Annotated in this window: 35 protein-coding genes; 34 read left to right on the top strand and 1 reads right to left on the bottom strand. The window is 55.4% G+C overall.

Going from position 1 to position 23,525, the window contains the following annotated elements; all coding sequences use genetic code 11:
• Positions 1-105: 105 nt before the first annotated feature.
• The 34 genes from rpsL to bfr all read left to right on the top strand — a co-directional run bounded on the left by rpsL (position 106) and on the right by bfr (position 20,561).
• A complete protein-coding gene (gene rpsL, locus NTD87_RS16955; protein ID WP_002555494.1) occupies positions 106-477 on the top strand; it encodes a 30S ribosomal protein S12 in 372 nt (123 codons plus the stop codon).
• 119 nt (positions 478-596) lie between these two features.
• A complete protein-coding gene (gene rpsG, locus NTD87_RS16950; protein WP_002555493.1) occupies positions 597-1,067 on the top strand; it encodes a 30S ribosomal protein S7 in 471 nt (156 codons plus the stop codon).
• A gap of 30 nt (positions 1,068-1,097) precedes the next feature.
• On the top strand, positions 1,098-3,203 hold the full coding sequence (fusA, locus tag NTD87_RS16945; protein WP_262115160.1) for an elongation factor G: 2,106 nt from the start codon (positions 1,098-1,100) through the stop codon (positions 3,201-3,203).
• 31 nt (positions 3,204-3,234) lie between these two features.
• Positions 3,235-4,428: an elongation factor Tu gene (gene tuf / locus NTD87_RS16940; protein ID WP_123423430.1), complete on the top strand. Its 1,194-nt coding sequence runs from the start codon at positions 3,235-3,237 to the stop codon at positions 4,426-4,428.
• A gap of 139 nt (positions 4,429-4,567) precedes the next feature.
• A complete protein-coding gene (rpsJ, locus tag NTD87_RS16935) occupies positions 4,568-4,879 on the top strand; it encodes a 30S ribosomal protein S10 (protein WP_003186070.1) in 312 nt (103 codons plus the stop codon).
• Between the two features lie 80 nt (positions 4,880-4,959).
• Positions 4,960-5,595 (top strand): 50S ribosomal protein L3, encoded by a 636-nt coding sequence (gene rplC, locus NTD87_RS16930; RefSeq protein ID WP_003186059.1) that lies wholly within the window; start codon positions 4,960-4,962, stop codon positions 5,593-5,595.
• A gap of 12 nt (positions 5,596-5,607) precedes the next feature.
• Positions 5,608-6,210, top strand: a complete 603-nt coding sequence (gene rplD / locus NTD87_RS16925) for a 50S ribosomal protein L4 (protein ID WP_262115159.1) — start codon at positions 5,608-5,610, stop codon at positions 6,208-6,210.
• On the top strand, positions 6,207-6,506 hold the full coding sequence (gene rplW / locus NTD87_RS16920; protein ID WP_002555488.1) for a 50S ribosomal protein L23: 300 nt from the start codon (positions 6,207-6,209) through the stop codon (positions 6,504-6,506). Before rplD ends, rplW begins: the two co-directional genes overlap by 4 nt.
• Before the next feature lie 14 nt (positions 6,507-6,520).
• Positions 6,521-7,345: a 50S ribosomal protein L2 gene (gene rplB / locus NTD87_RS16915; RefSeq protein ID WP_003186055.1), complete on the top strand. Its 825-nt coding sequence runs from the start codon at positions 6,521-6,523 to the stop codon at positions 7,343-7,345.
• Positions 7,346-7,361: 16 nt separating this feature from the next.
• Entirely contained in the window at positions 7,362-7,637 is a 276-nt protein-coding gene (rpsS, locus tag NTD87_RS16910; RefSeq protein ID WP_002555486.1) for a 30S ribosomal protein S19, read from the top strand.
• An 11-nt stretch (positions 7,638-7,648) separates the two neighbouring features.
• Positions 7,649-7,981 carry a 50S ribosomal protein L22 gene (gene rplV, locus NTD87_RS16905; RefSeq protein WP_003103908.1) on the top strand — a complete coding sequence of 111 codons (333 nt, stop codon included), beginning with the start codon at positions 7,649-7,651 and terminating at the stop codon, positions 7,979-7,981.
• A 13-nt stretch (positions 7,982-7,994) separates the two neighbouring features.
• Positions 7,995-8,681, top strand: a complete 687-nt coding sequence (rpsC, locus tag NTD87_RS16900; protein WP_003176422.1) for a 30S ribosomal protein S3 — start codon at positions 7,995-7,997, stop codon at positions 8,679-8,681.
• A gap of 12 nt (positions 8,682-8,693) precedes the next feature.
• The gene (gene rplP / locus NTD87_RS16895) at positions 8,694-9,107 is read left to right on the top strand and encodes a 50S ribosomal protein L16 (RefSeq protein WP_003186052.1); all 414 of its coding nucleotides are present in this window, start codon (positions 8,694-8,696) and stop codon (positions 9,105-9,107) included.
• Positions 9,107-9,298 carry a 50S ribosomal protein L29 gene (gene rpmC / locus NTD87_RS16890; RefSeq protein ID WP_008030901.1) on the top strand — a complete coding sequence of 64 codons (192 nt, stop codon included), beginning with the start codon at positions 9,107-9,109 and terminating at the stop codon, positions 9,296-9,298. The genes rplP and rpmC overlap by 1 nt, the downstream gene beginning before the upstream one ends.
• 2 nt (positions 9,299-9,300) lie before the next feature.
• Positions 9,301-9,567: a 30S ribosomal protein S17 gene (rpsQ, locus tag NTD87_RS16885; protein WP_096514759.1), complete on the top strand. Its 267-nt coding sequence runs from the start codon at positions 9,301-9,303 to the stop codon at positions 9,565-9,567.
• 23 nt (positions 9,568-9,590) lie between these two features.
• Positions 9,591-9,959: a 50S ribosomal protein L14 gene (rplN, locus tag NTD87_RS16880; RefSeq protein WP_002555479.1), complete on the top strand. Its 369-nt coding sequence runs from the start codon at positions 9,591-9,593 to the stop codon at positions 9,957-9,959.
• Positions 9,960-9,970: 11 nt separating this feature from the next.
• Positions 9,971-10,285, top strand: coding sequence for a 50S ribosomal protein L24 (rplX, locus tag NTD87_RS16875; protein ID WP_007896770.1), 315 nt, complete (start codon positions 9,971-9,973; stop codon positions 10,283-10,285).
• Positions 10,286-10,305: 20 nt separating this feature from the next.
• Positions 10,306-10,845: a 50S ribosomal protein L5 gene (gene rplE, locus NTD87_RS16870; protein ID WP_003210069.1), complete on the top strand. Its 540-nt coding sequence runs from the start codon at positions 10,306-10,308 to the stop codon at positions 10,843-10,845.
• A gap of 13 nt (positions 10,846-10,858) precedes the next feature.
• Positions 10,859-11,164: a 30S ribosomal protein S14 gene (gene rpsN / locus NTD87_RS16865; RefSeq protein ID WP_003176414.1), complete on the top strand. Its 306-nt coding sequence runs from the start codon at positions 10,859-10,861 to the stop codon at positions 11,162-11,164.
• 208 nt (positions 11,165-11,372) lie between these two features.
• Complete coding sequence (rpsH, locus tag NTD87_RS16860; protein ID WP_003186040.1) at positions 11,373-11,765, top strand: 30S ribosomal protein S8; 393 nt, start codon at positions 11,373-11,375, stop codon at positions 11,763-11,765.
• A gap of 12 nt (positions 11,766-11,777) precedes the next feature.
• Positions 11,778-12,311, top strand: a complete 534-nt coding sequence (gene rplF / locus NTD87_RS16855; protein ID WP_003176412.1) for a 50S ribosomal protein L6 — start codon at positions 11,778-11,780, stop codon at positions 12,309-12,311.
• Between the two features lie 10 nt (positions 12,312-12,321).
• A complete protein-coding gene (rplR, locus tag NTD87_RS16850; RefSeq protein WP_003186037.1) occupies positions 12,322-12,672 on the top strand; it encodes a 50S ribosomal protein L18 in 351 nt (116 codons plus the stop codon).
• A gap of 3 nt (positions 12,673-12,675) precedes the next feature.
• Entirely contained in the window at positions 12,676-13,176 is a 501-nt protein-coding gene (gene rpsE, locus NTD87_RS16845) for a 30S ribosomal protein S5 (RefSeq protein WP_003186035.1), read from the top strand.
• Positions 13,177-13,178: 2 nt separating this feature from the next.
• Complete coding sequence (gene rpmD, locus NTD87_RS16840) at positions 13,179-13,355, top strand: 50S ribosomal protein L30 (RefSeq protein ID WP_003186033.1); 177 nt, start codon at positions 13,179-13,181, stop codon at positions 13,353-13,355.
• A 3-nt stretch (positions 13,356-13,358) separates the two neighbouring features.
• Positions 13,359-13,796: a 50S ribosomal protein L15 gene (rplO, locus tag NTD87_RS16835; protein WP_007896782.1), complete on the top strand. Its 438-nt coding sequence runs from the start codon at positions 13,359-13,361 to the stop codon at positions 13,794-13,796.
• Positions 13,797-15,125: a preprotein translocase subunit SecY gene (secY, locus tag NTD87_RS16830; protein WP_003228718.1), complete on the top strand. Its 1,329-nt coding sequence runs from the start codon at positions 13,797-13,799 to the stop codon at positions 15,123-15,125. It begins immediately after the preceding gene.
• A gap of 24 nt (positions 15,126-15,149) precedes the next feature.
• Entirely contained in the window at positions 15,150-15,266 is a 117-nt protein-coding gene (gene rpmJ, locus NTD87_RS16825) for a 50S ribosomal protein L36 (RefSeq protein ID WP_002555468.1), read from the top strand.
• Positions 15,267-15,396: 130 nt separating this feature from the next.
• The gene (rpsM, locus tag NTD87_RS16820; protein ID WP_003186020.1) at positions 15,397-15,753 is read left to right on the top strand and encodes a 30S ribosomal protein S13; all 357 of its coding nucleotides are present in this window, start codon (positions 15,397-15,399) and stop codon (positions 15,751-15,753) included.
• A gap of 30 nt (positions 15,754-15,783) precedes the next feature.
• Entirely contained in the window at positions 15,784-16,173 is a 390-nt protein-coding gene (gene rpsK / locus NTD87_RS16815; RefSeq protein ID WP_002555466.1) for a 30S ribosomal protein S11, read from the top strand.
• Between the two features lie 18 nt (positions 16,174-16,191).
• A complete protein-coding gene (gene rpsD, locus NTD87_RS16810; RefSeq protein WP_003210056.1) occupies positions 16,192-16,812 on the top strand; it encodes a 30S ribosomal protein S4 in 621 nt (206 codons plus the stop codon).
• Between the two features lie 22 nt (positions 16,813-16,834).
• Positions 16,835-17,836: a DNA-directed RNA polymerase subunit alpha gene (locus NTD87_RS16805; protein ID WP_007924176.1), complete on the top strand. Its 1,002-nt coding sequence runs from the start codon at positions 16,835-16,837 to the stop codon at positions 17,834-17,836.
• A gap of 42 nt (positions 17,837-17,878) precedes the next feature.
• A complete protein-coding gene (rplQ, locus tag NTD87_RS16800) occupies positions 17,879-18,265 on the top strand; it encodes a 50S ribosomal protein L17 (RefSeq protein WP_007896790.1) in 387 nt (128 codons plus the stop codon).
• 228 nt (positions 18,266-18,493) lie between these two features.
• The gene (locus NTD87_RS16795; protein ID WP_262115155.1) at positions 18,494-19,942 is read left to right on the top strand and encodes a catalase; all 1,449 of its coding nucleotides are present in this window, start codon (positions 18,494-18,496) and stop codon (positions 19,940-19,942) included.
• A 154-nt stretch (positions 19,943-20,096) separates the two neighbouring features.
• Entirely contained in the window at positions 20,097-20,561 is a 465-nt protein-coding gene (gene bfr, locus NTD87_RS16790; protein WP_262115154.1) for a bacterioferritin, read from the top strand.
• A 72-nt stretch (positions 20,562-20,633) separates the two neighbouring features.
• On the opposite strand, the gene uvrA is transcribed toward bfr, so the two are convergent.
• Positions 20,634-23,468, bottom strand: a complete 2,835-nt coding sequence (gene uvrA / locus NTD87_RS16785) for an excinuclease ABC subunit UvrA (protein ID WP_262115152.1) — start codon at positions 23,466-23,468, stop codon at positions 20,634-20,636.
• Between the last annotated feature and the right edge of the window lie 57 nt (positions 23,469-23,525).

Below are 23,525 nucleotides of genomic sequence, written 5' to 3'. Positions count from 1 at the left end.
ATCCTCTTTAGACTCTTGTACCCCTAAATTTGGCGGGAATTCGTTCCTGCCATTTTGCTTTTCTTGCAAGACAATAGCGTCGCAAGACAACAGTGGAGCTAGTAGATGGCAACTATCAACCAGCTGGTACGTCAGCCGCGTAAGCGTATCGTCGAGAAATCCGACGTACCTGCGCTGCAGAACTGCCCGCAACGTCGTGGCGTATGCACCCGTGTGTATACCACCACGCCGAAAAAACCTAACTCGGCACTGCGTAAAGTATGCCGTGTGCGTCTGACCAACGGTTTCGAGGTTTCCTCGTACATCGGCGGTGAAGGCCACAACCTGCAAGAGCACAGCGTGGTACTGATCCGCGGCGGCCGTGTAAAAGACTTGCCAGGTGTTCGTTACCACACCGTACGCGGTTCTTTGGATACCTCCGGCGTTAAAGGTCGTAACCAGGGTCGTTCGAAGTACGGTACCAAGAAGCCTAAGTAGTAGCGGCTTTTTGTAAAAACTGAATTATCTATTTTTCTGAGTCGATAAGAGTAAGGTCGGAGGCGTCCCGAAAGGGCACCGATTCCGAGCGAACCTGAAGACCGTTTGAGGGCTTATCCATGCCAAGAAGACGCGTAGCAGCCAAGCGCGAAGTGCTTGACGATCCAAAATACGGAAGCCAAATTCTGGCCAAGTTCATGAACCACGTGATGGAAAGCGGCAAGAAAGCCGTTGCCGAGCGTATCGTTTATGGCGCGCTGGAAAAGGTTAAAGAACGCAAGAACAGCGACCCCCTGGAAATCTTCGAGAAAGCTCTCGACGCCATCGCTCCGCTGGTCGAAGTGAAGTCGCGCCGTGTAGGCGGTGCTACTTACCAGGTTCCGGTTGAAGTTCGTCCGTCCCGTCGTAACGCTCTGGCAATGCGCTGGTTGGTAGACTTCGCCCGTAAGCGCGGCGAGAAGTCTATGGCTCTGCGTTTGGCTGGCGAACTGTTGGACGCTGCCGAAGGTAAAGGTGCTGCAGTTAAGAAGCGTGAAGACGTGCACCGTATGGCTGAAGCCAACAAGGCTTTCTCGCACTACCGCTTCTAATTTTAGCGTCACTAATTTTGCGAGGGCTTTATGGCTCGTACAACACCGATTAACCGCTACCGTAACATTGGTATCGTTGCTCACGTGGATGCTGGTAAAACCACCACCACCGAGCGCGTCCTTTTTTACACTGGCAAAAGTCACAAAATGGGCGAGGTGCATGACGGCGCCGCGACCACAGACTGGATGGTGCAGGAGCAGGAGCGTGGTATTACCATTACTTCTGCTGCTATTACCGCTTTCTGGCAGGGTTCCGAGAAGCAGCACAAAGATCAATACCGTTTCAACGTCATCGACACCCCGGGCCACGTAGACTTCACCATTGAAGTTGAGCGTTCCCTGCGTGTTCTCGACGGCGCGGTCGTTGTGTTCTGCGGTACCTCGGGTGTTGAGCCTCAGTCGGAAACCGTATGGCGTCAAGCCAACAAGTACGGCGTTCCACGTCTTGTTTACGTAAACAAGATGGACCGTGCTGGTGCAAACTTCCTGCGCGTGATCGGTCAGATCAAGCAGCGTCTGGGTCATACCCCGGTGCCAATCCAGTTGGCTATCGGTTCCGAAGACAACTTCCAGGGTCAGATTGATCTGATGTCCATGGAAGCTGTTTACTGGAATGACGCTGACAAAGGCATGGTTCCTCGTCGCGAGCCTATCCCTGCTGAATTGCAGGAATTGGCCAACGAGTGGCGCGGCAACATGATTGAAGCTGCGGCTGAAGCCAGCGAAGAGCTGATGAACAAGTACCTCGAAGGTGAAGAACTCACCAACGCGGAAATCAAGGCCGCTCTGCGTCAGCGTACTATCGCTGGTGAGATCGTTCTGGCTGTTTGCGGTTCTTCCTTCAAGAACAAGGGTGTTCCCCTGGTTCTCGACGCCGTTATCGACTACCTGCCTGCTCCTACCGACATTCCTGCCATCAAGGGTACTGACCCGGATGACGAGACCAAGGAAATGGAGCGTCACGCAGACGACAGCGAGCCGTTCTCGGCTCTGGCGTTCAAGATCGCTACCGACCCATTCGTGGGTACCTTGACCTTCGTTCGAGTTTACTCGGGCGTGTTGGCCTCCGGCGACGGCGTGATCAACTCGGTTAAAGGCAAGAAAGAGCGCGTGGGTCGTATGGTGCAAATGCACGCAAACGCCCGTGAAGAAATCAAGGAAGTGCGCGCTGGCGACATCGCGGCCTTGATCGGCATGAAGGACGTCACCACTGGTGAAACTTTGTGCAACGCTGACAAGCCAATCATCCTGGTTCGCATGGACTTCCCGGAGCCGGTTATTTCGGTTGCCGTAGAGCCTAAGACCAAGGACGACCAGGAAAAAATGGGTATCGCTCTGGGCAAACTTGCTCAGGAAGATCCATCTTTCCGCGTCAAGACTGATGAAGAGACTGGTCAAACGATCATCTCCGGCATGGGCGAGTTGCACCTGGACATCCTGGTTGATCGGATGCGCCGTGAGTTCAACGTCGAAGCCAACATCGGTAAGCCTCAAGTTTCGTACCGTGAGCGCATCACGAAAAGCTGCGAAATTGAAGGCAAGTTCGTTCGTCAGTCCGGCGGTCGTGGCCAGTTCGGTCATTGCTGGATTCGTTTTGCTCCTGCTGACGAAGGTCAGGAAGGTCTGCAATTCCTGAACGAAGTGGTGGGTGGTGTGGTTCCTAAGGAATACATCCCGGCTATCCAGAAAGGTATCGAAGAGCAGATGAAGAACGGCGTTGTCGCCGGCTATCCTCTGATCGGCCTGAAGGCTACCGTGTTTGATGGTTCCTACCACGACGTCGACTCCAACGAGATGGCGTTTAAGGTGGCTGCTTCCATGGCAACCAAGCAACTGGCCCAGAAGGGTGGAGGTGAGTTGCTTGAGCCGATCATGGCGGTAGAGGTTGTTACGCCTGAAGACTATATGGGTGACGTGATGGGCGACCTTAACCGTCGTCGCGGCATGATCCTGGGTATGGAAGACACGGTTTCCGGCAAAGTGATTCGCGCCGAGGTTCCGTTGGGTGAGATGTTCGGTTATGCGACCGACGTTCGTTCCATGTCCCAAGGTCGCGCAAGCTACTCTATGGAATTCAAAAAATACAATACAGCTCCGTCGCATATCGTCGAAACTGTTACCAAAAAACAAGGCTGATTCAGCCCCTTTAGGCTAGGAGTTAATTGTCGTGGCTAAAGAAAAATTTGATCGTTCCCTACCGCACGTCAACGTTGGCACCATCGGTCACGTTGACCACGGTAAAACCACTCTGACTGCTGCTCTGACTCGCGTCTGCTCCGAAGTTTTCGGTTCGGCCGTTGTTGCTTTCGACAAAATCGACAGCGCTCCGGAAGAAAAGGCTCGTGGTATCACCATCAACACCGCGCACGTTGAATACAACTCGGCGATCCGTCACTACGCTCACGTTGACTGCCCAGGTCACGCTGACTATGTGAAGAACATGATCACCGGTGCTGCCCAGATGGACGGCGCTATCCTGGTTTGCTCGGCCGCTGATGGTCCGATGCCGCAAACCCGCGAGCACATCCTGCTGTCCCGTCAGGTTGGCGTTCCGTACATCGTTGTCTTCCTGAACAAGGCTGACATGGTTGACGACGCTGAGCTGCTGGAACTGGTTGAGATGGAAGTGCGCGATCTGCTGAGCACTTACGACTTCCCAGGTGACGACACTCCGATCATCATCGGTTCGGCTCTGATGGCTCTGAACGGCCAAGACGACAACGAAATGGGTACCACCGCTGTTAAGCGTCTGGTAGAAACTCTGGACAGCTACATCCCAGAGCCGGTTCGTGTTATCGACAAGCCGTTCCTGATGCCAATCGAAGACGTATTCTCGATCTCTGGTCGCGGTACTGTTGTAACTGGCCGTATCGAGCGCGGTATCGTCAAGGTTCAGGATCCACTGGAAATCGTTGGTCTGCGTGACACTACCGTCACCACCTGCACCGGTGTTGAAATGTTCCGTAAGCTGCTCGACGAAGGTCGTGCTGGCGAGAACTGCGGCGTTCTGCTGCGTGGTACCAAGCGTGACGACGTTGAGCGTGGCCAGGTTCTGGTTAAGCCAGGTTCGGTCAAGCCGCACACCAAGTTCGAAGCTGAAGTGTACGTTCTGAGCAAAGAAGAAGGCGGTCGTCACACTCCGTTCTTCAAAGGCTACCGTCCACAGTTCTACTTCCGGACCACTGACGTGACCGGTAACTGCGAACTGCCGGAAGGCGTTGAAATGGTAATGCCAGGCGACAACATCAAAATGGTTGTCACCCTGATCAAGACCATCGCAATGGAAGACGGTCTGCGTTTCGCTATCCGTGAAGGCGGTCGTACCGTCGGCGCCGGCGTCGTAGCCAAAATCATCGAGTAATCGTTGATTTGATAAAAAGCCTCCGCTTGCGGGGGCTTTTTTATTGAGTTGACACTATGTCGGCCCGTCTATAGAATTGCGCCTCCTTTTAACGGGCGCAGTGCGCCCGGTGGGAATAGCAGCCGGAGTCTGAAATCCAATGCAAAATCAGCAAATCCGTATCAGGTTGAAGGCTTTTGACCATCGCCTGATCGACCAATCCACCCAGGAAATCGTGGAAACCGCGAAACGTACTGGTGCTCAAGTGCGTGGTCCAATTCCACTGCCTACCCGTAAAGAGCGGTTCACCGTTCTGGTCTCCCCGCACGTCAACAAAGACGCGCGTGACCAGTACGAGATCCGTACTCATAAGCGCGTTCTGGACATCGTCCAGCCAACGGATAAAACCGTTGATGCTCTTATGAAGCTTGATCTTGCGGCCGGTGTGGAAGTGCAGATCAGCCTCGGCTAAGACTCGGTCTTAGTCGTGTAACGCTCTGAAATGGGCGGCCATAGCGGGTGAAAGCCCCGTACACTCATGAGGTTTACAACATGACTATTGGTGTAGTCGGTCGTAAATGCGGTATGACCCGTATTTTCACCGAAGAAGGTGTCTCCATTCCGGTCACGGTCATTGAGATCGAGCCGAATCGCGTCACCCAGTTCAAAACTGAAGAGACCGATGGCTATCGTGCAGTGCAAGTCACTGTCGGCGAGCGTCGTGCTTCGCGTGTAACAGCTGCTCAAGCTGGCCACTTCGCTAAAGCGAACGTTGCCGCTGGTCGTACCGTAATGGAATTCCGTCTTGAAGAAGGCGAGTACCAGGCCGGCGATCTGATCAACGCTGAAATCTTCGCTGCTGGTCAACTGGTTGATGTAACCGGTCAGTCCAAGGGTAAAGGCTTCCAGGGTACGATCAAGCGTTGGAATTTCCGCGGGCAAGATAACACCCACGGTAACTCCGTATCCCACCGCGTCCCGGGCTCTATCGGCCAGTGCCAGACTCCTGGTCGTGTATTCAAGGGCAAAAAAATGTCCGGTCATATGGGCGCTGAGCGCGTGACCGTGCAGTCCCTGGAAGTAGTGCGCGTGGACGCTGAACGCAATCTGTTGTTGGTCAAGGGCGCTGTTCCTGGCGCTACTGGCGGCAACCTGGTTGTACGTCCAGCAGCCAAGGCTCGCGGTTAAGGGGAAGCTGACATGCAATTAAATGTAAATGACGCTCAAGCGATCGAAGTTTCCGAACTGACATTTGGCGGCGAGTTCAACGAGACGCTGGTTCACCAAGCAGTCGTGGCCTACATGGCCGGCGGCCGTCAAGGTAGCAAGCAGCAAAAGACCCGTTCCGACGTTCGTGGTGGCGGTAAGCGCCCATGGCGTCAGAAAGGTACTGGCCGTGCTCGTGCCGGTACTATCCGTAGCCCAATCTGGCGTGGCGGCGGTACCACTTTCGCAGCTCGTCCTCAGGATCACACCCAGAAGCTGAACAAGAAGATGTATCGCGCAGCAATGCGTTCCATCCTTGCTGAGCTGGTGCGTACTGATCGTCTGGTCGTGGTTCAGGACTTCGCTGTTGATGCACCGAAGACCAAAGATCTGCTGAACAAGCTGACTGGCATGGGCCTGACTGACGTCTTGATCGTGTCTGAAGTGATTGATCAGAACCTGTACCTGGCTGCTCGCAACCTGCCACACGTTGATGTACGTGACGTGCAAGGTTCCGATCCAGTTAGTCTGATCGCATACGACAAGGTGTTGATCACCGTGTCGGCCGTGAAGAAATTCGAGGAGCTGCTGGGATGAACCAGGAACGCGTATTTAAAGTTCTGCTTGGCCCGCACGTTTCCGAGAAGGCTACGGTTCTGGCTGACAAGAAAGGCCAGTTCGTTTTCAAGGTTGCAACTGACGCAACCAAGCTGGAAATCAAGAAGGCCGTCGAAAGCCTGTTCAGCGTGAAAGTAGAGCGTGTTACTACCCTGAATGTTCTGGGTAAGAGCAAGCGCACTGCTCGCGGTCTGGGCAAGCGTAATGACTGGAAGAAGGCAGTTATCTCCCTTCAGCCAGGCCAAGATCTCGATTTCAGCAGCAGTGCTGAGTAAGGAAGGGGTGCATCATGGCAATCGTTAAATGCAAACCGACTTCCCCTGGCCGCCGTTTTGTGGTCAAGGTGGTCAACCAGGAGCTGCATAAAGGCGCTCCTCACGCACCGCTGCTCGAGAAAAAATCGAAGTCTGGTGGTCGTAACAACAATGGCCGTATTACCACTCGTCACATCGGTGGTGGTCATAAGCAGCATTATCGTCTGGTCGACTTCCGTCGTAACGACAAAGATGGCATCGCTGCCACTGTCGAGCGTATCGAATACGATCCAAACCGTACTGCTCACATCGCTCTGCTGCTGTACGCAGATGGCGAGCGTCGCTACATCATCGCCCCTAAAGGCGTGAGTGCTGGCGACCAGCTGATCGCAGGTGCTTTGGCACCGATCAAGCCGGGCAACGCTCTGCAACTGCGTAACATTCCAGTTGGTAGCACCGTACACGGCATCGAATTGAAGCCAGGTAAAGGCGCGCAAATCGCTCGTTCCGCTGGTGCTTCGGCTCAGCTGATCGCTCGTGAAGGTGTCTACGTGACCCTGCGTCTGCGTTCTGGTGAGATGCGTAAAGTGCTGGCTGAATGCCGCGCGACCTTGGGTGAAGTCTCGAACTCCGAGCACAGCCTGCGTTCGCTGGGTAAAGCTGGTGCCAAACGCTGGCGTGGCGTTCGCCCAACCGTTCGTGGTGTTGCCATGAACCCGGTTGACCACCCACATGGTGGTGGTGAAGGTCGTACCTCTGGTGGTCGTCATCCGGTATCGCCATGGGGCTTCCCGACTAAGGGCGCGAAGACTCGTGGTAATAAGCGTACCGACAAAATGATCGTCCGTCGTCGCAAGTAAATAGAGGGATACGACAGTGCCACGTTCTCTGAAAAAAGGTCCTTTTATCGATCTTCACCTACTGAAGAAGATCGAAGTGGCGGCGGAAAAGAACGATCGCAAACCAGTTAAGACCTGGTCGCGCCGTTCCATGATCCTGCCACAAATGGTCGGTTTGACCATCGCAGTACACAACGGTCGTCAACACGTCCCAGTTCTCGTTAACGAAGACATGGTCGGCCACAAACTGGGCGAGTTCGCCGGTACCCGCACATATCGTGGGCACGTGGCTGACAAGAAAGCCAAGCGTTAAGGGGTTAGGAAATGGAAGTAGCCGCTAAGTTGTCGGGCGCTCGAATCTCCGCCCAGAAAGCCCGCTTGGTCGCCGACCAGATCCGCGGGAAGAAGGTGGGCGAAGCGCTCAACCTGTTGGCTTTCAGCAGTAAGAAAGCCGCCGAGATCATGAAGAAAGTGCTGGAGTCGGCCGTAGCCAACGCCGAGCATAACGAAGGCGCAGACGTTGATGACCTTAAAGTCAGCACCGTTTTCGTCAACGAAGGGCGTTCGCTGAAGCGCATCATGCCACGTGCCAAAGGCCGTGCTGATCGCATCGTCAAGCGGTCTTGCCATATCACTGTCAAGGTTGCTGACAAGTAACGGAGTCGAAGAGATGGGTCAGAAAGTACATCCCATTGGCATTCGCCTGGGAATCGTCAAGGAGCACACCTCCGTCTGGTACGCAGACGGTCGGACTTATGCGGACTATTTGTTCGCTGATCTGAAGGTGCGTGAGTATCTCCAAGACAAACTAAAAAGCGCGTCCGTAAGCCGTATCGATATCCATCGTCCGGCCCAAACTGCACGTATCACCATCCACACCGCTCGTCCAGGTATCGTTATCGGGAAGAAAGGTGAAGATGTTGAGAAACTGCGTCAGGACCTGACCAAGCAAATGGGTGTGCCTGTGCACATCAATATCGAAGAGATCCGCAAGCCGGAGCTCGACGGTATGCTGGTTGCGCAGAGCGTAGCTCAGCAGCTGGAGCGTCGCGTTATGTTCCGTCGCGCTATGAAGCGCGCTGTACAAAACGCCATGCGCATTGGTGCCAAAGGCATCAAAATCCAAGTGAGCGGTCGTCTCGGCGGTGCTGAAATCGCACGTACTGAATGGTATCGCGAAGGTCGTGTGCCACTGCACACCCTGCGTGCCGACATCGACTATGCCAACTACGAAGCTCACACCACCTACGGTGTGATCGGTGTAAAGGTTTGGATCTTCAAAGGCGAAGTAATTGGTGGTCGCCAAGAAGAGCTGAAACCACAAGCACCAGCGCCTCGTAAAAAAGCTGCTAAGTAAGGGGTACGCCAAATGTTGCAACCAAAGCGTACGAAGTTCCGCAAGCAGATGACTGGCCACAACCGTGGTCTGGCATTGCGCGGTAGCAAAGTCAGCTTCGGCGAGTTCGCGCTGAAGTCTGTTGCTCGTGGTCGTCTCACCGCTCGTCAGATCGAGTCAGCGCGTCGTGCTCTGACCCGTCACGTAAAACGTGGCGGCAAGATCTGGATCCGTGTGTTCCCGGACAAGCCTGTAACCAAAAAGCCACTCGAAGTTCGGATGGGTAAAGGTAAGGGTAACGTGGAATACTGGGTTGCCCAGATTCAGCCAGGCAAAGTCCTGTATGAAATCGAGGGCGTTTCTGAAGAGCTGGCGCGTGAGGCTTTCGCCCTGGCTGCTGCAAAGCTGCCGCTCGCCACCTCCTTTGTTAAACGGACGGTGATGTGATGAAAGCGAATGAACTTCGTGAAAAAGACGCGCCGCAGCTAAACGAGCAACTGCTCGGCCTGCTGCGCGACCAGTTCAATCTGCGCATGCAGAAAGCAACTGGCCAGTTGGGGCAGTCTCACCTGCTCCGGCAAGTTAAGCGTGACATCGCTCGCGTGAAGACTGTGCTCAAACAGCAGGCAGGTAAGTAATCATGGCTGAAGCCGAAAAAACCGTCCGTACGCTGACTGGCCGTGTTGTCAGCGACAAAATGGACAAGACCATCACCGTTCTGATCGAGCGTCGCGTAAAGCACCCGATCTACGGTAAATACGTTAAGCGTTCGACTAAGCTGCACGCGCACGACGAAACCAATCAGTGCCACATCGGCGACAAAGTCACTATTCGTGAAACTCGTCCTTTGGCCAAGACCAAGTCTTGGGCGCTGGTTGAAGTTCTCGAACGCGCTGTGGAAGTCTAAGGACTAGGGGTCGGAGAAATTATATGATTCAGACTCAATCCATGCTCGATGTGGCCGATAACAGCGGCGCTCGCCGCGTTATGTGCATCAAGGTGCTGGGTGGCTCCCATCGTCGTTACGCTGGTATCGGTGACATCATCAAAGTTACCGTCAAGGAAGCAATTCCTCGCGGTAAAGTGAAAAAAGGCCAAGTGATGACTGCTGTTGTAGTCCGCACTCGTCACGGCGTTCGTCGTGCTGATGGCTCCATTATCCGCTTTGATGGCAACGCTGCTGTTCTTCTGAACAACAAGCAAGAGCCGATCGGCACCCGTATCTTTGGGCCAGTGACCCGTGAACTTCGTACTGAGAAGTTCATGAAGATCGTCTCGCTCGCCCCAGAAGTGCTGTAAGGAGATCCGACATGCAAAAGATTCGTCGTGACGACGAGATCATCGTGATCGCCGGCAAAGACAAAGGTAAGCGCGGTAAGGTGCTTAAGGTTCTCGCTGACGACCGTCTGGTTGTTGGTGGTCTGAACCTGGTTAAGCGTCATACCAAGCCTAACCCGATGTCGGGCGTACAAGGCGGTATCGTCGAAAAAGAAGCGCCACTGCACGCTTCCAACGTCGCCATTTTCAACGGCGAAACCAACAAGGCTGACCGCGTTGGTTTCAAAGTAGAAGACGGCAAGAAAATTCGTGTCTTCAAGTCGACCCAAAAAGCGGTTGATGCTTGAACACTGCTAGGTAGAAGACCATGGCACGACTAAAAGAGATTTACCGGAAGGAAATCGCACCGAAACTTAAGGAAGAACTTAAGCTTTCGAACGTGATGGAAGTTCCGCGCGTTACCAAAATCACCCTGAACATGGGTCTGGGCGAAGCGATCGGCGACAAAAAAGTCATCGAGCACGCTGTTGCTGACCTGGAAAAGATCACCGGCCAGAAAGTCGTTGTGACCTACGCTCGGAAATCCATCGCTGGCTTTAAAGTCCGTGAAGGTTGGCCGATCGGCGTCAAAGTGACTCTGCGCCGTGAGCGTATGTACGAGTTCCTGGATCGTCTGCTGTCGATCTCCCTGCCTCGGGTTCGCGACTTCCGCGGCCTGAATGCCAAGTCCTTCGATGGTCGTGGTAACTACAGCATGGGCGTAAAAGAGCAGATCATTTTCCCGGAAATCGATTACGACAAGATCGATGCTCTCCGCGGTCTGGACATTACCCTGACCACCACTGCCAAGAACGATGATGAAGGTCGCGCATTGCTGCGTGCTTTCAAATTCCCGTTCCGCAACTGATTGGAGTAGGAAAATGGCCAAGATGAGCATGAAAAACCGCGAGCTGAAGCGTCAGCTCACGGTTGCCAAGTACGCCAAAAAGCGTGCAGCACTGAAAGCTATCATCGTAGATCTGAACGCAAGTCCAGAAGCGCGTTGGGAAGCTACAGTAGCTCTGCAGAAGCAGCCACGTGACGCAAGCGCCTCGCGCATGCGTAACCGCTGCCGCCTGACCGGTCGTCCACACGGCGTTTACCGCAAGTTCGGCCTCGGCCGTAACAAACTGCGTGAAGCGGCAATGCGTGGTGACGTACCTGGTCTGGTTAAAGCCAGCTGGTAAGCACTATCAAAGTCTCGGTGCTCGGGATCGAAAGATCCTGACCATCGGTGACCTTGAACTTGAATCAAGCCCCTATTGGGGCTTGATTCATTTGTGGGGTGTGTCTAGAATACCCGGCTCGCCTGAGCCCGTGCTTTTTTCGTGCGGAGTTTCTCGGCGAAGGTAGTAGCCGCAAGGCTTATTTTTTTGTATTAGGAGCGTCTAGCCCATGAGTATGCAGGACCCGTTAGCGGACATGCTAACTCGAATCCGTAATGCCCAGATGGCTGAAAAGTCCGTCGTAAGCATGCCGTCTTCCACGTTGAAGGTGGCTGTAGCTAAAGTCCTGAAGGACGAAGGTTACATCGCGGGTTATCAGATCAGCAGCGAAATCAAACCACTGCTGTCCATCGAGCTGAAGTACTTCGAAGGCCGTCCGGTCATCGAGGAAGTGAAGCGCGTTAGCCGTCCAGGCCTGCGTCAGTACAAGTCCGTCGATGATCTGCCAAAAGTTCGTGGCGGTCTCGGTGTGTCTATCGTCTCCACCAACAAAGGTGTGATGACGGATCGTGCTGCGCGCGCTGCCGGTGTCGGCGGCGAAGTTCTTTGCACTGTGTTCTAAGGGGGGATAAGCATGTCTCGCGTCGCTAAGAACCCCGTTAAGCTGCCAGCCGGTGTCGAAGTTAAATTCGCAGGCCAACAGCTTTCGGTGAAGGGTGCCAAGGGCACTCTTGAACTGAACATCCATTCGTCCGTTGAGATCGTTGAAGAAGCTGGTGAGCTGCGTTTCGCTGCTCGCAATGGCGATCAACAAACTCGCGCAATGGCCGGTACCACTCGTGCGTTGGTAAACAACATGGTCCAAGGCGTAAGCCAAGGCTTCGAGCGCAAGCTCCAGCTGGTCGGTGTTGGTTACAAAGCGCAAGCAAAAGGCACAGTGCTGAACCTGGCTCTTGGCTTCTCGCACCCAGTGGATTACGAACTGCCGGAAGGCATCACCGCTGAGACTCCTAGCCAGACCGATATCCTGATCAAGGGCATCGATAAGCAGCTGGTAGGTCAAGTGGCCGCCGAGATCCGCGACTTCCGTCCACCAGAGCCGTACAAAGGCAAAGGTGTGCGCTACGCGGACGAAGTCGTCCGTCGTAAAGAAGCCAAGAAGAAGTAGGGCATAGCAAATGACCGACAAAAAAGTTACTCGACTGCGTCGCGCTCGCAAAGCACGCCTGAAAATGCACGAACTCGAAGTCGTGCGTCTCTGCGTGTTCCGTTCGTCGCAGCACATCTACGCCCAGGTCATTTCGGCCGACGGCAACAAAGTCCTGGCAAGTGCCTCGACTTTGGATAAAGAACTGCGTGATGGCGCCACTGGCAACATCGACGCGGCCACTAAGGTTGGCCAGCTGGTCGCTACGCGTGCTAAAGCCGCTGGCGTCTCGCAGGTGGCTTTCGACCGCTCTGGCTTCAAGTACCATGGCCGCGTCAAGGCGCTGGCTGATGCTGCTCGTGAAGCTGGGCTGGAGTTCTAAGTTATGTCAAATAACGACCAAAAGCGCGACGAAGGCTACATCGAGAAGCTGGTTCAAGTTAACCGCGTAGCCAAAACCGTTAAAGGCGGCCGTATCTTCACTTTCACCGCGTTGACCGTGGTGGGTGATGGTAAAGGGCGCGTTGGCTTCGGCCGTGGCAAGTCGCGTGAAGTGCCTGCTGCGATCCAGAAGGCAATGGAAGCTGCTCGCCGCAACATGATCCAAGTTGATCTGAACGGCACCACTCTGCAGTACGCAATGAAGTCCGCCCATGGCGCTTCGAAGGTGTACATGCAGCCTGCTTCTGAAGGTACCGGTATCATCGCTGGCGGCGCTATGCGTGCTGTCCTCGAAGTTGCTGGCGTTCAGAACGTTCTGGCCAAGTGCTACGGCTCGACTAACCCGGTAAACGTGGTTCACGCCACTTTCAAGGGTTTGAAAGCAATGCAGTCTCCTGAATCCATTGCCGCCAAGCGTGGCAAAAGCGTCAAGGAGATCTTCTGATCATGGCTACCGTTAAAGTAACGCTGATCAAAAGCATGACCGGCCGCATCCCTAACCACAAACTGTGCGTTAAGGGTCTGGGTCTGCGTCGCATCGGTCACACTGTAGAAGTGCTGGATACTCCCGAGAATCGCGGGATGATCAACAAGGCTTACTACATGCTGCGTGTCGAGGGTTAATCGATGAAACTCAATGATCTGAGTCCAGCGCCGGGTTCCCGTCGCGAAAAGCATCGTCCGGGCCGTGGTATCGGTAGTGGTTTGGGTAAGACTGGTGGCCGTGGTCACAAAGGTCAGTCCTCCCGCTCCGGTGGCACCATTGCTCCAGGCTTTGAAGGCGGTCAACAGCCGCTGCATCGTCGTCTGCCGAAATTCGGTTTCGTTTCCCTGAAGGCCATGGACCGCGCAGAAGTGCGTCTGTCCGAGCTGGCTAAAGTGGAAGGCGACATCGTCACCGTGCAGTCCCTGAAAGATGCCAACGTGATCAACGTCAACGTACAGCGTGTGAAAATCATGCTGTCCGGCGAAGTTACTCGCGCTGTCACCATCGGAAAGGGAATCGGCGCCACCAAAGGTGCGCGTGCGGCTATCGAAGCAGCTGGCGGCAAGTTCGAGGAATAAATGGCTAAGCAAGGTGCTCTCTCTGCGCTCGGCAAAGGCGGTATGTCTGAACTCTGGGCTCGTCTGCGTTTTCTGTTCCTGGCGATTATCGTCTACCGAATAGGCGCACACATCCCGGTTCCAGGTATCAACCCGGACCGACTCGCGGACCTGTTTCGACAGAATGAGGGGACCATTCTTAGCTTGTTCAACATGTTTTCCGGCGGCGCGCTGGAGCGGATGAGCATCTTTGCGCTGGGGATCATGCCGTACATTTCGGCATCGATCATCATGCAACTGATGACAGCCGTCAGCCCGCAGCTGGAGCAGTTGAAGAAGGAAGGTGAAGCTGGCCGTCGCAAGATCAGCCAGTACACCCGCTACGGCACTGTCGTTCTCGCTCTCGTTCAGGCTATTGGCATGTCCATTGGCTTGGCGGGGCAGGGCGTTGCGTTCACTGGTGACTTTGGCTTCCATTTCGTCGCGGTATCCACGTTTGTGGCTGGTGCGATGTTCATGATGTGGCTGGGTGAGCAGATTACTGAGCGTGGTGTTGGCAACGGTATCTCGATGTTGATTTTTTCGGGTATCGTCGCCGGTCTTCCGAGAGCAATCGGGCAGTCTTTCGAGTCTGCGCGTCAGGGTGATATCAACATCTTCGCCCTGGTTGCCATCGGTTTGCTGGCAGTAGCGATTATCGGTTTCGTGGTGTTCATTGAGCGTGGTCAGCGTCGTATTGCTGTTCACTACGCCAAGCGTCAGCAGGGCCGCAAGGTGTTTGCTGCGCAGACTAGCCACTTGCCGCTGAAAGTGAACATGGCCGGTGTTATTCCGGCTATTTTCGCGAGCAGCATTTTGCTGTTCCCGGCTTCGTTGGGTGCCTGGTTCGGCCAGTCTGAAGGTATGGGCTGGTTGCAGGACATCTCGCAGTCGATCGCTCCTGGTCAGCCGTTGAATATTCTGCTGTTTAGTGCAGGGATTATTTTCTTCTGCTTCTTCTATACGGCGTTGATGTTCAATCCGAAAGACGTAGCGGAAAACCTGAAGAAGTCCGGTGCCTTTATTCCGGGTATCCGTCCAGGTGAGCAGTCTGCGCGCTATATTGATGGCGTTCTGACTCGCTTGACCATGTTCGGTGCTCTTTATATGACGGCCGTGTGCTTGTTGCCCCAGTTCCTGGTGGTTGCAGCAAACGTTCCGTTCTACCTTGGCGGGACCTCGTTGCTGATCGTGGTCGTGGTTGTGATGGACTTCATGTCCCAAGTACAATCGCACCTCGTTTCGCACCAGTACGAATCCCTGATGAAGAAAGCCAACCTGAAGGGTTACGGCAGCGGCATGCTGCGCTGACCCATAAGGTTCGAGGAGTTGGTGATGAAAGTTCGTGCATCGGTGAAAAAGCTGTGCCGTAACTGCAAGATTATTCGCCGCGAAGGTGTTGTTCGAGTAATTTGCAGCGCGGAACCGCGTCACAAACAGCGCCAAGGCTGAGTGTGATTGTGCTTCAAGCCCAGCAGCTAGTGCGCTGCTGGGTTGATTATTTGTTATTACAGCGATATTATCTCGCGCCCTATTTCTTGGCTTCCGGGGCGTAGGTAGCTGTCAATTGGAGTCCCACTGAATGGCCCGTATTGCAGGCGTCAACATTCCAGATAACAAGCATACTGTTATCTCGCTGACCTACATCTATGGTGTTGGTCGCACAACTGCACAGAAGATCTGTGCAGTGACTGGGGTAAACCCAGCCGCAAAGATCAAGGATCTGAGCGACGAGCAGATTGAACAGCTGCGTGGCGAAGTGGCGAAGTTCACCACTGAAGGTGACCTGCGTCGCGAAATCAACATGAAAATCAAGCGCTTGATGGACCTCGGTTGCTATCGCGGTCTGCGTCATCGTCGTGGTCTGCCAGTACGCGGTCAGCGTACCAAGACCAACGCGCGTACCCGTAAAGGTCCGCGTAAGCCGATCCGCAAGTAATCGCCCCAGCGAATCGACAGGAATTTAATCATGGCAAAACCTGCTGCTCGTCCTCGTAAAAAAGTCAAAAAGACAGTGGTTGATGGCATCGCCCACATCCACGCGTCTTTTAACAACACAATCGTGACCATCACCGACCGTCAAGGTAACGCTCTTTCCTGGGCTACCTCCGGTGGTTCGGGTTTCCGCGGTTCCCGCAAGTCCACCCCGTTTGCTGCTCAAGTAGCTGCTGAACGTGCTGGTCAAGCTGCGCTGGAATATGGCCTGAAAAACCTCGACGTTAACGTCAAGGGTCCAGGTCCAGGTCGTGAGTCCGCTGTCCGTGCTTTGAACGGCTGTGGCTATAAGATCGCCAGCATCACCGACGTGACGCCAATCCCGCACAACGGGTGCCGTCCGCCGAAGAAGCGCCGCGTGTAATCCAGGAGATTGTAAAGAATGGCTCGTTACATTGGTCCAAAATGCAAACTCGCTCGTCGCGAAGGCACCGATCTCTTTCTGAAGAGCGGCGTGCGCGCGATCGAATCGAAGTGCAACATTGAAGCAGCACCTGGTATCCACGGCCAACGCCGCGGTCGCCAGTCCGATTACGGCACCCAACTGCGTGAAAAGCAGAAGGTCCGTCGTATCTACGGCGTTCTCGAGCGTCAATTCAGCGGCTACTACAAAGAAGCTGCTGGCAAGAAAGGCGCAACTGGCGAAAACCTGTTGCAGCTGCTCGAATGCCGTCTGGACAACGTTGTATACCGTATGGGCTTTGGTTCGACTCGTGCCGAATCCCGTCAGCTGGTATCGCACAAATCCGTCAGCGTTAACGGTCAGACCGTAAACGTTCCGTCCTACCAGGTTCGTGCTGGTGACGTGGTCGCGATTCGCGAGAAAGCAAAGAACCAACTTCGCATTGTCCAAGCTCTCGATCTGTGTGCCCAACGTGGCCGCGTAGAATGGGTAGAAGTAGACACTGAGAAGAAGTCGGGCGTTTTCAAGAACGTTCCAGCTCGCAGTGATCTGTCCGCCGACATCAACGAAAGCCTGATTGTCGAGCTCTACTCCAAGTAAGGGCTAGAAAATAGGTGCATCCATGCAGATTTCGGTAAATGAGTTCCTGACACCCCGCCATATTGATGTGCAGGTTGTCAGTCCAACCCGCGCCAAGATCACTCTCGAGCCTCTCGAGCGTGGTTTTGGCCACACCCTGGGCAACGCGCTGCGCCGCATCCTGTTGTCCTCAATGCCCGGCTGTGCAGTAGTCGAGGCCGAGATTGACGGTGTGCTCCACGAGTACAGCGCCATCGAAGGTGTACAGGAAGACGTAATTGAAATCCTGTTGAACCTTAAAGGTCTGGCTATCAAGCTGCACGGCCGTGACGAAGTTACGCTGACCTTGTCGAAGAAGGGTTCGGGGGTGGTTACCGCTGCCGATATTCAGCTGGATCATGATGTCGAGATCGTTAATCCCGATCACGTAATCGCTAACCTGGCGTCTAACGGCGCCCTGAACATGAAGCTAGTAGTAGCTCGTGGTCGTGGTTATGAACCGGCCGACTCGCGTCAGAGCGATGAAGACGAAAGCCGCAGCATTGGTCGCTTGCAGCTTGACTCTTCGTTCAGCCCGGTTCGCCGTATCGCATACGTGGTGGAAAACGCCCGTGTCGAGCAGCGTACTAACCTGGACAAGCTGGTTATTGATCTGGAAACCAACGGTACTCTGGATCCTGAAGAGGCTATCCGCCGCGCTGCAACCATTCTGCAACAGCAGTTGGCTGCGTTCGTCGACCTCAAAGGTGACAGCGAACCAGTGGTAATCGAGCAAGAAGACGAGATCGATCCGATCCTGCTTCGCCCGGTTGACGATCTGGAACTGACTGTACGTTCGGCTAACTGCCTTAAGGCGGAAAACATTTACTACATCGGCGACCTGATTCAGCGTACCGAAGTAGAACTGTTGAAGACTCCGAACCTTGGCAAGAAATCCTTGACTGAAATCAAGGACGTTCTGGCCTCCCGCGGTCTGTCCCTCGGCATGCGCCTCGACAACTGGCCGCCTGCAAGTCTTAAGAAGGACGACAAGGCGACTGCCTGATCGTCGTAATCACCGAACGTTGTGTTTGGTAAGGAATGAACCATGCGTCATCGTAAAAGTGGTCGTCACCTGAGCCGCACCAGCTCGCACCGCAAGGCCATGTTTCAAAACATGGCGGTGTCGCTGTTCGAGCACGAGCTGATCAAAACTACACTGCCAAAAGCCAAAGAACTGCGTCGCGTTGCTGAGCCGCTGATCACTTTGGCCAAGACAGATAGCCTGGCTAACCGCCGTCTGGCTTTCGACCGTACTCGTTCGAAAGCTATCGTTGGTAAGCTCTTCAACGACCTGGGCAAGCGTTACGCTACCCGTGAGGGTGGCTACTTGCGCATCCTCAAGTGCGGTTTCCGCACTGGCGACAACGCGCCTATGGCGTACGTCGAGTTGGTTGATCGTCCTGTCGGCGGTGAAGCTGTATCCGCTGAGTAAGACGTCAGTCTGAAACGAAGAACCGGGCCTAGTGCCCGGTTTTTTGTGCCTGCAGGAAAAGTACGCTGGGGTGCAAAGTCGATACCCTTACTCTCTGCAAGGGCTGATCGTTAGTTTATTTCTATCGATGCCGACAATTTAATGAATTTGATGGCGTCATGTTCGTGGTCAATACTCCCTTCCAGCCGATTAGCCGGCAGTTTCCAAGACTGAAAAGGAAGATTGAGCATGAGCCAGAATAAAACGCTGACTACCGCCAGTGGCGCGCCAGTCGCCGACAACCAGAATTCCCGTTCCGCCGGCCCTCGTGGCCCGCTGCTGCTCGACGACTTTCATCTGATCGAGAAGCTTGCCCACTTCAACCGTGAGAACATCCCGGAGCGCCGTGTACACGCCAAAGGCTCGGGTGCTTACGGTACGTTCACCGTGACTCGCGACATTACTCAGTACACCAGCGCCAAGCTGTTTGAATCCGTTGGCAAGCAAACCCCAACCTTCCTGCGCTTTTCCACCGTTGGCGGAGAGCGCGGTTCGGCAGACACCGAGCGCGACCCGCGTGGCTTTGCATTGAAGTTCTACACCGAAGAAGGTAACTGGGACATCGTGGGCAACAACACGCCAGTGTTCTTCATTCGTGACCCGTTAAAGTTTCCGGACTTTATCCACACCCAAAAGCGTCTGCCGCAAAGCAACCTCAAAAGCGCGCAGATGATGTGGGACTTCTGGTCGCATTCGCCTGAGGCGCTGCACCAGGTCACCATTCTGTTCTCGGATCGCGGCATCCCTGACGGCTACCGTCACATGCACGGCTTCGGCAGCCACACCTATAGCCTGGTCAGCGCCAAAGGTGAGCGTCACTGGGTGAAATGGCACTACAAAACCAAGCAAGGCATCAAGAACCTGGCGCCGGCAGAGGCTGCACGTCTGGCGGGTACTGATCCGGATTACGCTCAGCGTGACCTGTTCGGTGCGATCGAGCGCGGTGACTTCCCGAAATGGCGCGTGTGCATCCAGATCATGACTGAGGCTCAGGCTGCGGCGCATTACGAGAACCCGTTCGACGTGACCAAAACCTGGTCGCAGAAAGAGTTCCCGCTGATCGAAGTGGGCGAGCTTGAACTCAATCGCAATCCGCAGAACTACTTCGCTGAGGTCGAGCAGGCAGCGTTTGGTCCAAGCAACATGGTGCCTGGTGTGGGTCTGTCGCCGGACCGCATGCTTCAAGGTCGTGTGTTCGCTTACGCCGATGCGCACCGCTACCGTGTTGGCACCAATCATCAGCAGTTGCCGGTGAACGCACCACGTAGCCCGGTCAACAGCTATCAGCGCGACGGCTCGATGGCGTTTGGCAGCAACGGTGGCGGTACACCGAACTACGAGCCAAACAGCTACGCCGATGCGCCGAAACAGGCTCCACAGTACGCAGAGCCAGCGCTGGCTCTGAGTGGCGCGGCCGATCGTTACAATCACCGTGAAGACACAGACTACTACAGCCATGCCGGTGCGCTGTTCCGCTTGATGAGCGATGAGCAGAAAGCCCTGCTGATCAACAACATTGCCGGTGCAATGGCGGGCGTTTCCAGCGATGTGGTTCAGCGGCAGCTGCAACACTTCTACAAGGCTGATAGTGCTTACGGAGAAGGTGTTGCAAAGGCCTTGGGCGTACAGCTGAACTAAGTCTAAACGATAAGCAGAACCGCCCTCATTTTGGCGGTTTTTGCGTTATTTAAACCACTTTTCTCAGAATATCTTCGCTTTTATCGCGCTATTCGGGTGACCAATCGGTCGGCTTGGTTCAAACTGCAACTTTCAAGCAGGGAGATGTAGGGCGATGCAAGGTCACCCAGACGTAATCGATTACCTCAACACGTTGCTCACGGGCGAACTGGCAGCACGTGATCAATATTTCATCCATTCGCGGATGTATGAGGACTGGGGCTTTACCGAGCTCTACGAGCGCATCAATCACGAGATGGAAGAAGAGGCCCAGCACGCCGATGCACTGATGCGGCGGATCCTCATGCTCGAAGGCACACCGCGTATGCGTCCAGATGATCTGGATATCGGCACCACAGTGCCTGAAATGTTCGCTGCCGACTTGCGCCTGGAATACAAGGTCCGTGCCGCGCTCTGCAAGGGCATCGAGCTCTGCGAGCTGCACAAGGACTATGTCAGCCGCGAGATCCTGCGGGTTCAACTGGCCGATACCGAAGAAGATCACACCTATTGGCTGGAGAAGCAGCTGGGTCTGATCAAGCGGGTGGGTCTGGAAAACTATCTGCAATCGCAGTTCTGATCTTTAGACGCTCAATACAGCAAAAAGCCCCGGTCACTGATGAAGTGACCGGGGCTTTTTCATGCGCCGAGGTTAAGCCCGGTCACGCTCCAGCAATGGCTTGAGGTAGTAGCCGGTATAAGACTGCTTCATCTCGGCGACTTCCTCCGGCGTGCCCACGGCAATGATCTGCCCACCCTTGGAACCACCCTCGGGCCCAAGGTCTATCAGCCAGTCAGCGGTCTTGATCACGTCCAGGTTGTGCTCGATCACCACCACGGTGTTGCCGTGATCGCGTAGACGGTGGAGTACATCAAGCAGTTGCTGGATATCCGCGAAGTGCAGACCGGTGGTCGGCTCATCGAGGATGTACAAGGTCTTGCCGGTATCGCGCTTGGACAGTTCGCGGGACAGCTTGACCCGTTGCGCTTCACCGCCCGACAGGGTGGTCGCCGATTGCCCCAGCTTGATGTACGACAGGCCTACATCCATCAACGTCTGAAGCTTGCGCGCCAGGGCCGGAACCGCATCGAAGAACACTCGCGCTTCTTCAATGGTCATTTCCAGTGTTTCGTGGATGCTCTTGCCCTTGTACTTGATCTCCAGGGTTTCGCGGTTGTAGCGCTTGCTCTTGCAGACATCGCACGGGACATAGATGTCCGGCAGGAAGTGCATTTCCACCTTGATCAGGCCGTCGCCCTGGCAGGCCTCGCAGCGTCCGCCCTTCACGTTGAAGGAGAAGCGTCCGGGACCGTAGCCACGTGAACGGGATTCTGGCACACCGGCAAACAGCTCGCGAATCGGAGTGAACAGCCCGGTGTAGGTTGCCGGGTTGGAGCGCGGCGTACGGCCGATCGGGCTTTGGTCGATGTCGACGACTTTGTCCAGATGCTCCAGGCCCTTGATGTTGTCGTGGGCTGCAGCTTCCAGGGTGGTCGCGCCGTTCAGTGCGGTGGCGCTGAGCGGGAACAAGGTGTTGTTGATCAGCGTCGACTTGCCCGAACCGGACACGCCGGTCACGCAGGTCAGCAGACCAATCGGAATGTCCAGGTCGACATCGCGCAAGTTGTTGCCCCGGGCGCCCTTGAGCGACAGCGAGAGCTTCTTGTTGCGCGGCGTGCGTTTGGCTGGGACTTCGATCTTCACGCGGCCGGACAGGTATTTACCGGTCAGCGAGTCAGGGTGCGCCATGACTTCGGCCGGGGTGCCTTCGGCAACAATGTGACCGCCGTGCACGCCCGCGCCAGGGCCGATATCCACCACGTAGTCGGCCAGCCGAATCGCGTCTTCGTCGTGCTCGACCACGATCACCGTATTACCGATATCTCGCAGATGCTTGAGTGTCCCCAGCAGTCGATCATTGTCGCGCTGGTGCAGACCAATCGACGGTTCGTCGAGGATGTACAGAACCCCCACCAGACCGGCGCCGATCTGGCTGGCCAGACGAATACGTTGCGCTTCACCGCCAGACAGTGTGTCGGCACTGCGGTCCAGCGACAGGTAGTCGAGGCCGACGTTGACCAGGAACTGCAAACGCTCGCGGATTTCCTTGAGAATCTTGTCGGCAATTTCGCCGCGTCGACCGGTCAGTTTCAGCGTGCCGAAGTAATCGGACGCATCGCCAATGGGCAGGTTGGTCACCGCTGGCAGCGTCTTCTCGCCGACCCACACATGCCGCGCCTCGCGGCGCAGGCGAGTACCGCGGCAATCCGGGCAAGGCTGGGTGCTGAGGAACTTGGCCAGTTCTTCGCGCACCGAGGCGGACTCGGTTTCGCGGTAGCGACGGTCCAGGTTCGGTACGATGCCTTCAAACGGGTGCGAGCGTTTGACGATGTCGCCACGGTCGTTCAGGTACTTGAAGTCGACGTTCTGCGCTCCGCTGCCATGCAGGATGACTTTCTGCTGATCAGCTGGCAGTTGATTGAACGGCACTTCCAGGCTGAAGCCGTAATGCGAGGCCAGTGAGCCGAGCATCTGGAAGTAGTAGACGTTACGCCTGTCCCAGCCGCGAATCGCGCCCTCGGCCAGGGTCAGTTCGCCATTGACCAGACGTTTTATGTCGAAGAACTGTTTAACCCCCAGGCCGTCGCAGGTCGGGCAGGCGCCGGCCGGATTGTTGAAGGAAAACAGCTTGGGCTCCAGCTCGCTGATCGCGTGGCCGCAAATCGGACAGGCGAAGCGTGCGGAGAAGATCATTTCTTCCCCCGGCTCGTCGTCCATCGGCGCGACCAGCGCAATGCCGTCAGCCAACTTCAGCGCGGTCTCGAACGACTCGGCCAGGCGCTGTTGCAGATCGGCGCGGACCTTGAAGCGGTCGACCACGACATCAATCGAGTGCTTCTTCTGTTTATCCAGCTTCGGCAACTCGTCCAGCTCGCAGAGCCTGCCGTTGACCCGAGCCCGGACAAAGCCCTGAGCGCGCAGTTCTTCGAAAACCGAAAGGTGTTCACCCTTGCGTTCGCGGATCACCGGTGCCAGCAGCATCAACTTGCTGCCCTCAGGCTCCGCGAGGACCAGGTCGACCATCTGGCTGACAGTCTGGGCTTCCAGCGGAATGTCGTGATCCGGGCAGCGCGGAATACCCACGCGAGCATAAAGCAGGCGCAAGTAGTCGTAGATTTCGGTGATGGTGCCGACCGTCGAGCGCGGGTTATGCGAGGTCGACTTCTGTTCGATGGAGATGGCCGGCGACAGGCCTTCGATGGTGTCGACGTCAGGCTTTTCCATCATCGACAGGAACTGCCGGGCGTAGGCTGACAGCGACTCGACATAACGTCGCTGACCCTCGGCGTACAGCGTGTCGAATGCCAGGGAAGACTTGCCGGACCCGGACAAACCGGTGATGACGATCAGTTTGTCCCGTGGCAGGGTCAGGTCGATGTTCTTCAGGTTGTGGGTTCGAGCCCCACGAATCAGGATCTTGTCCAAGGTGGCCTCGCTTGGCGGGCGTCGAAAACGTAGGAGTATACGGCCAAATACTGGATG

Origin of the sequence: Pseudomonas sp. 6D_7.1_Bac1 (assembly GCF_025465945.1) — a bacterium.
Classification (GTDB): Bacteria; Pseudomonadota; Gammaproteobacteria; order Pseudomonadales; family Pseudomonadaceae; genus Aquipseudomonas.
The sequence above is the reverse complement of the archived record's forward strand: the minus strand, read 5'-3'. Positions and strand labels throughout refer to the sequence as shown.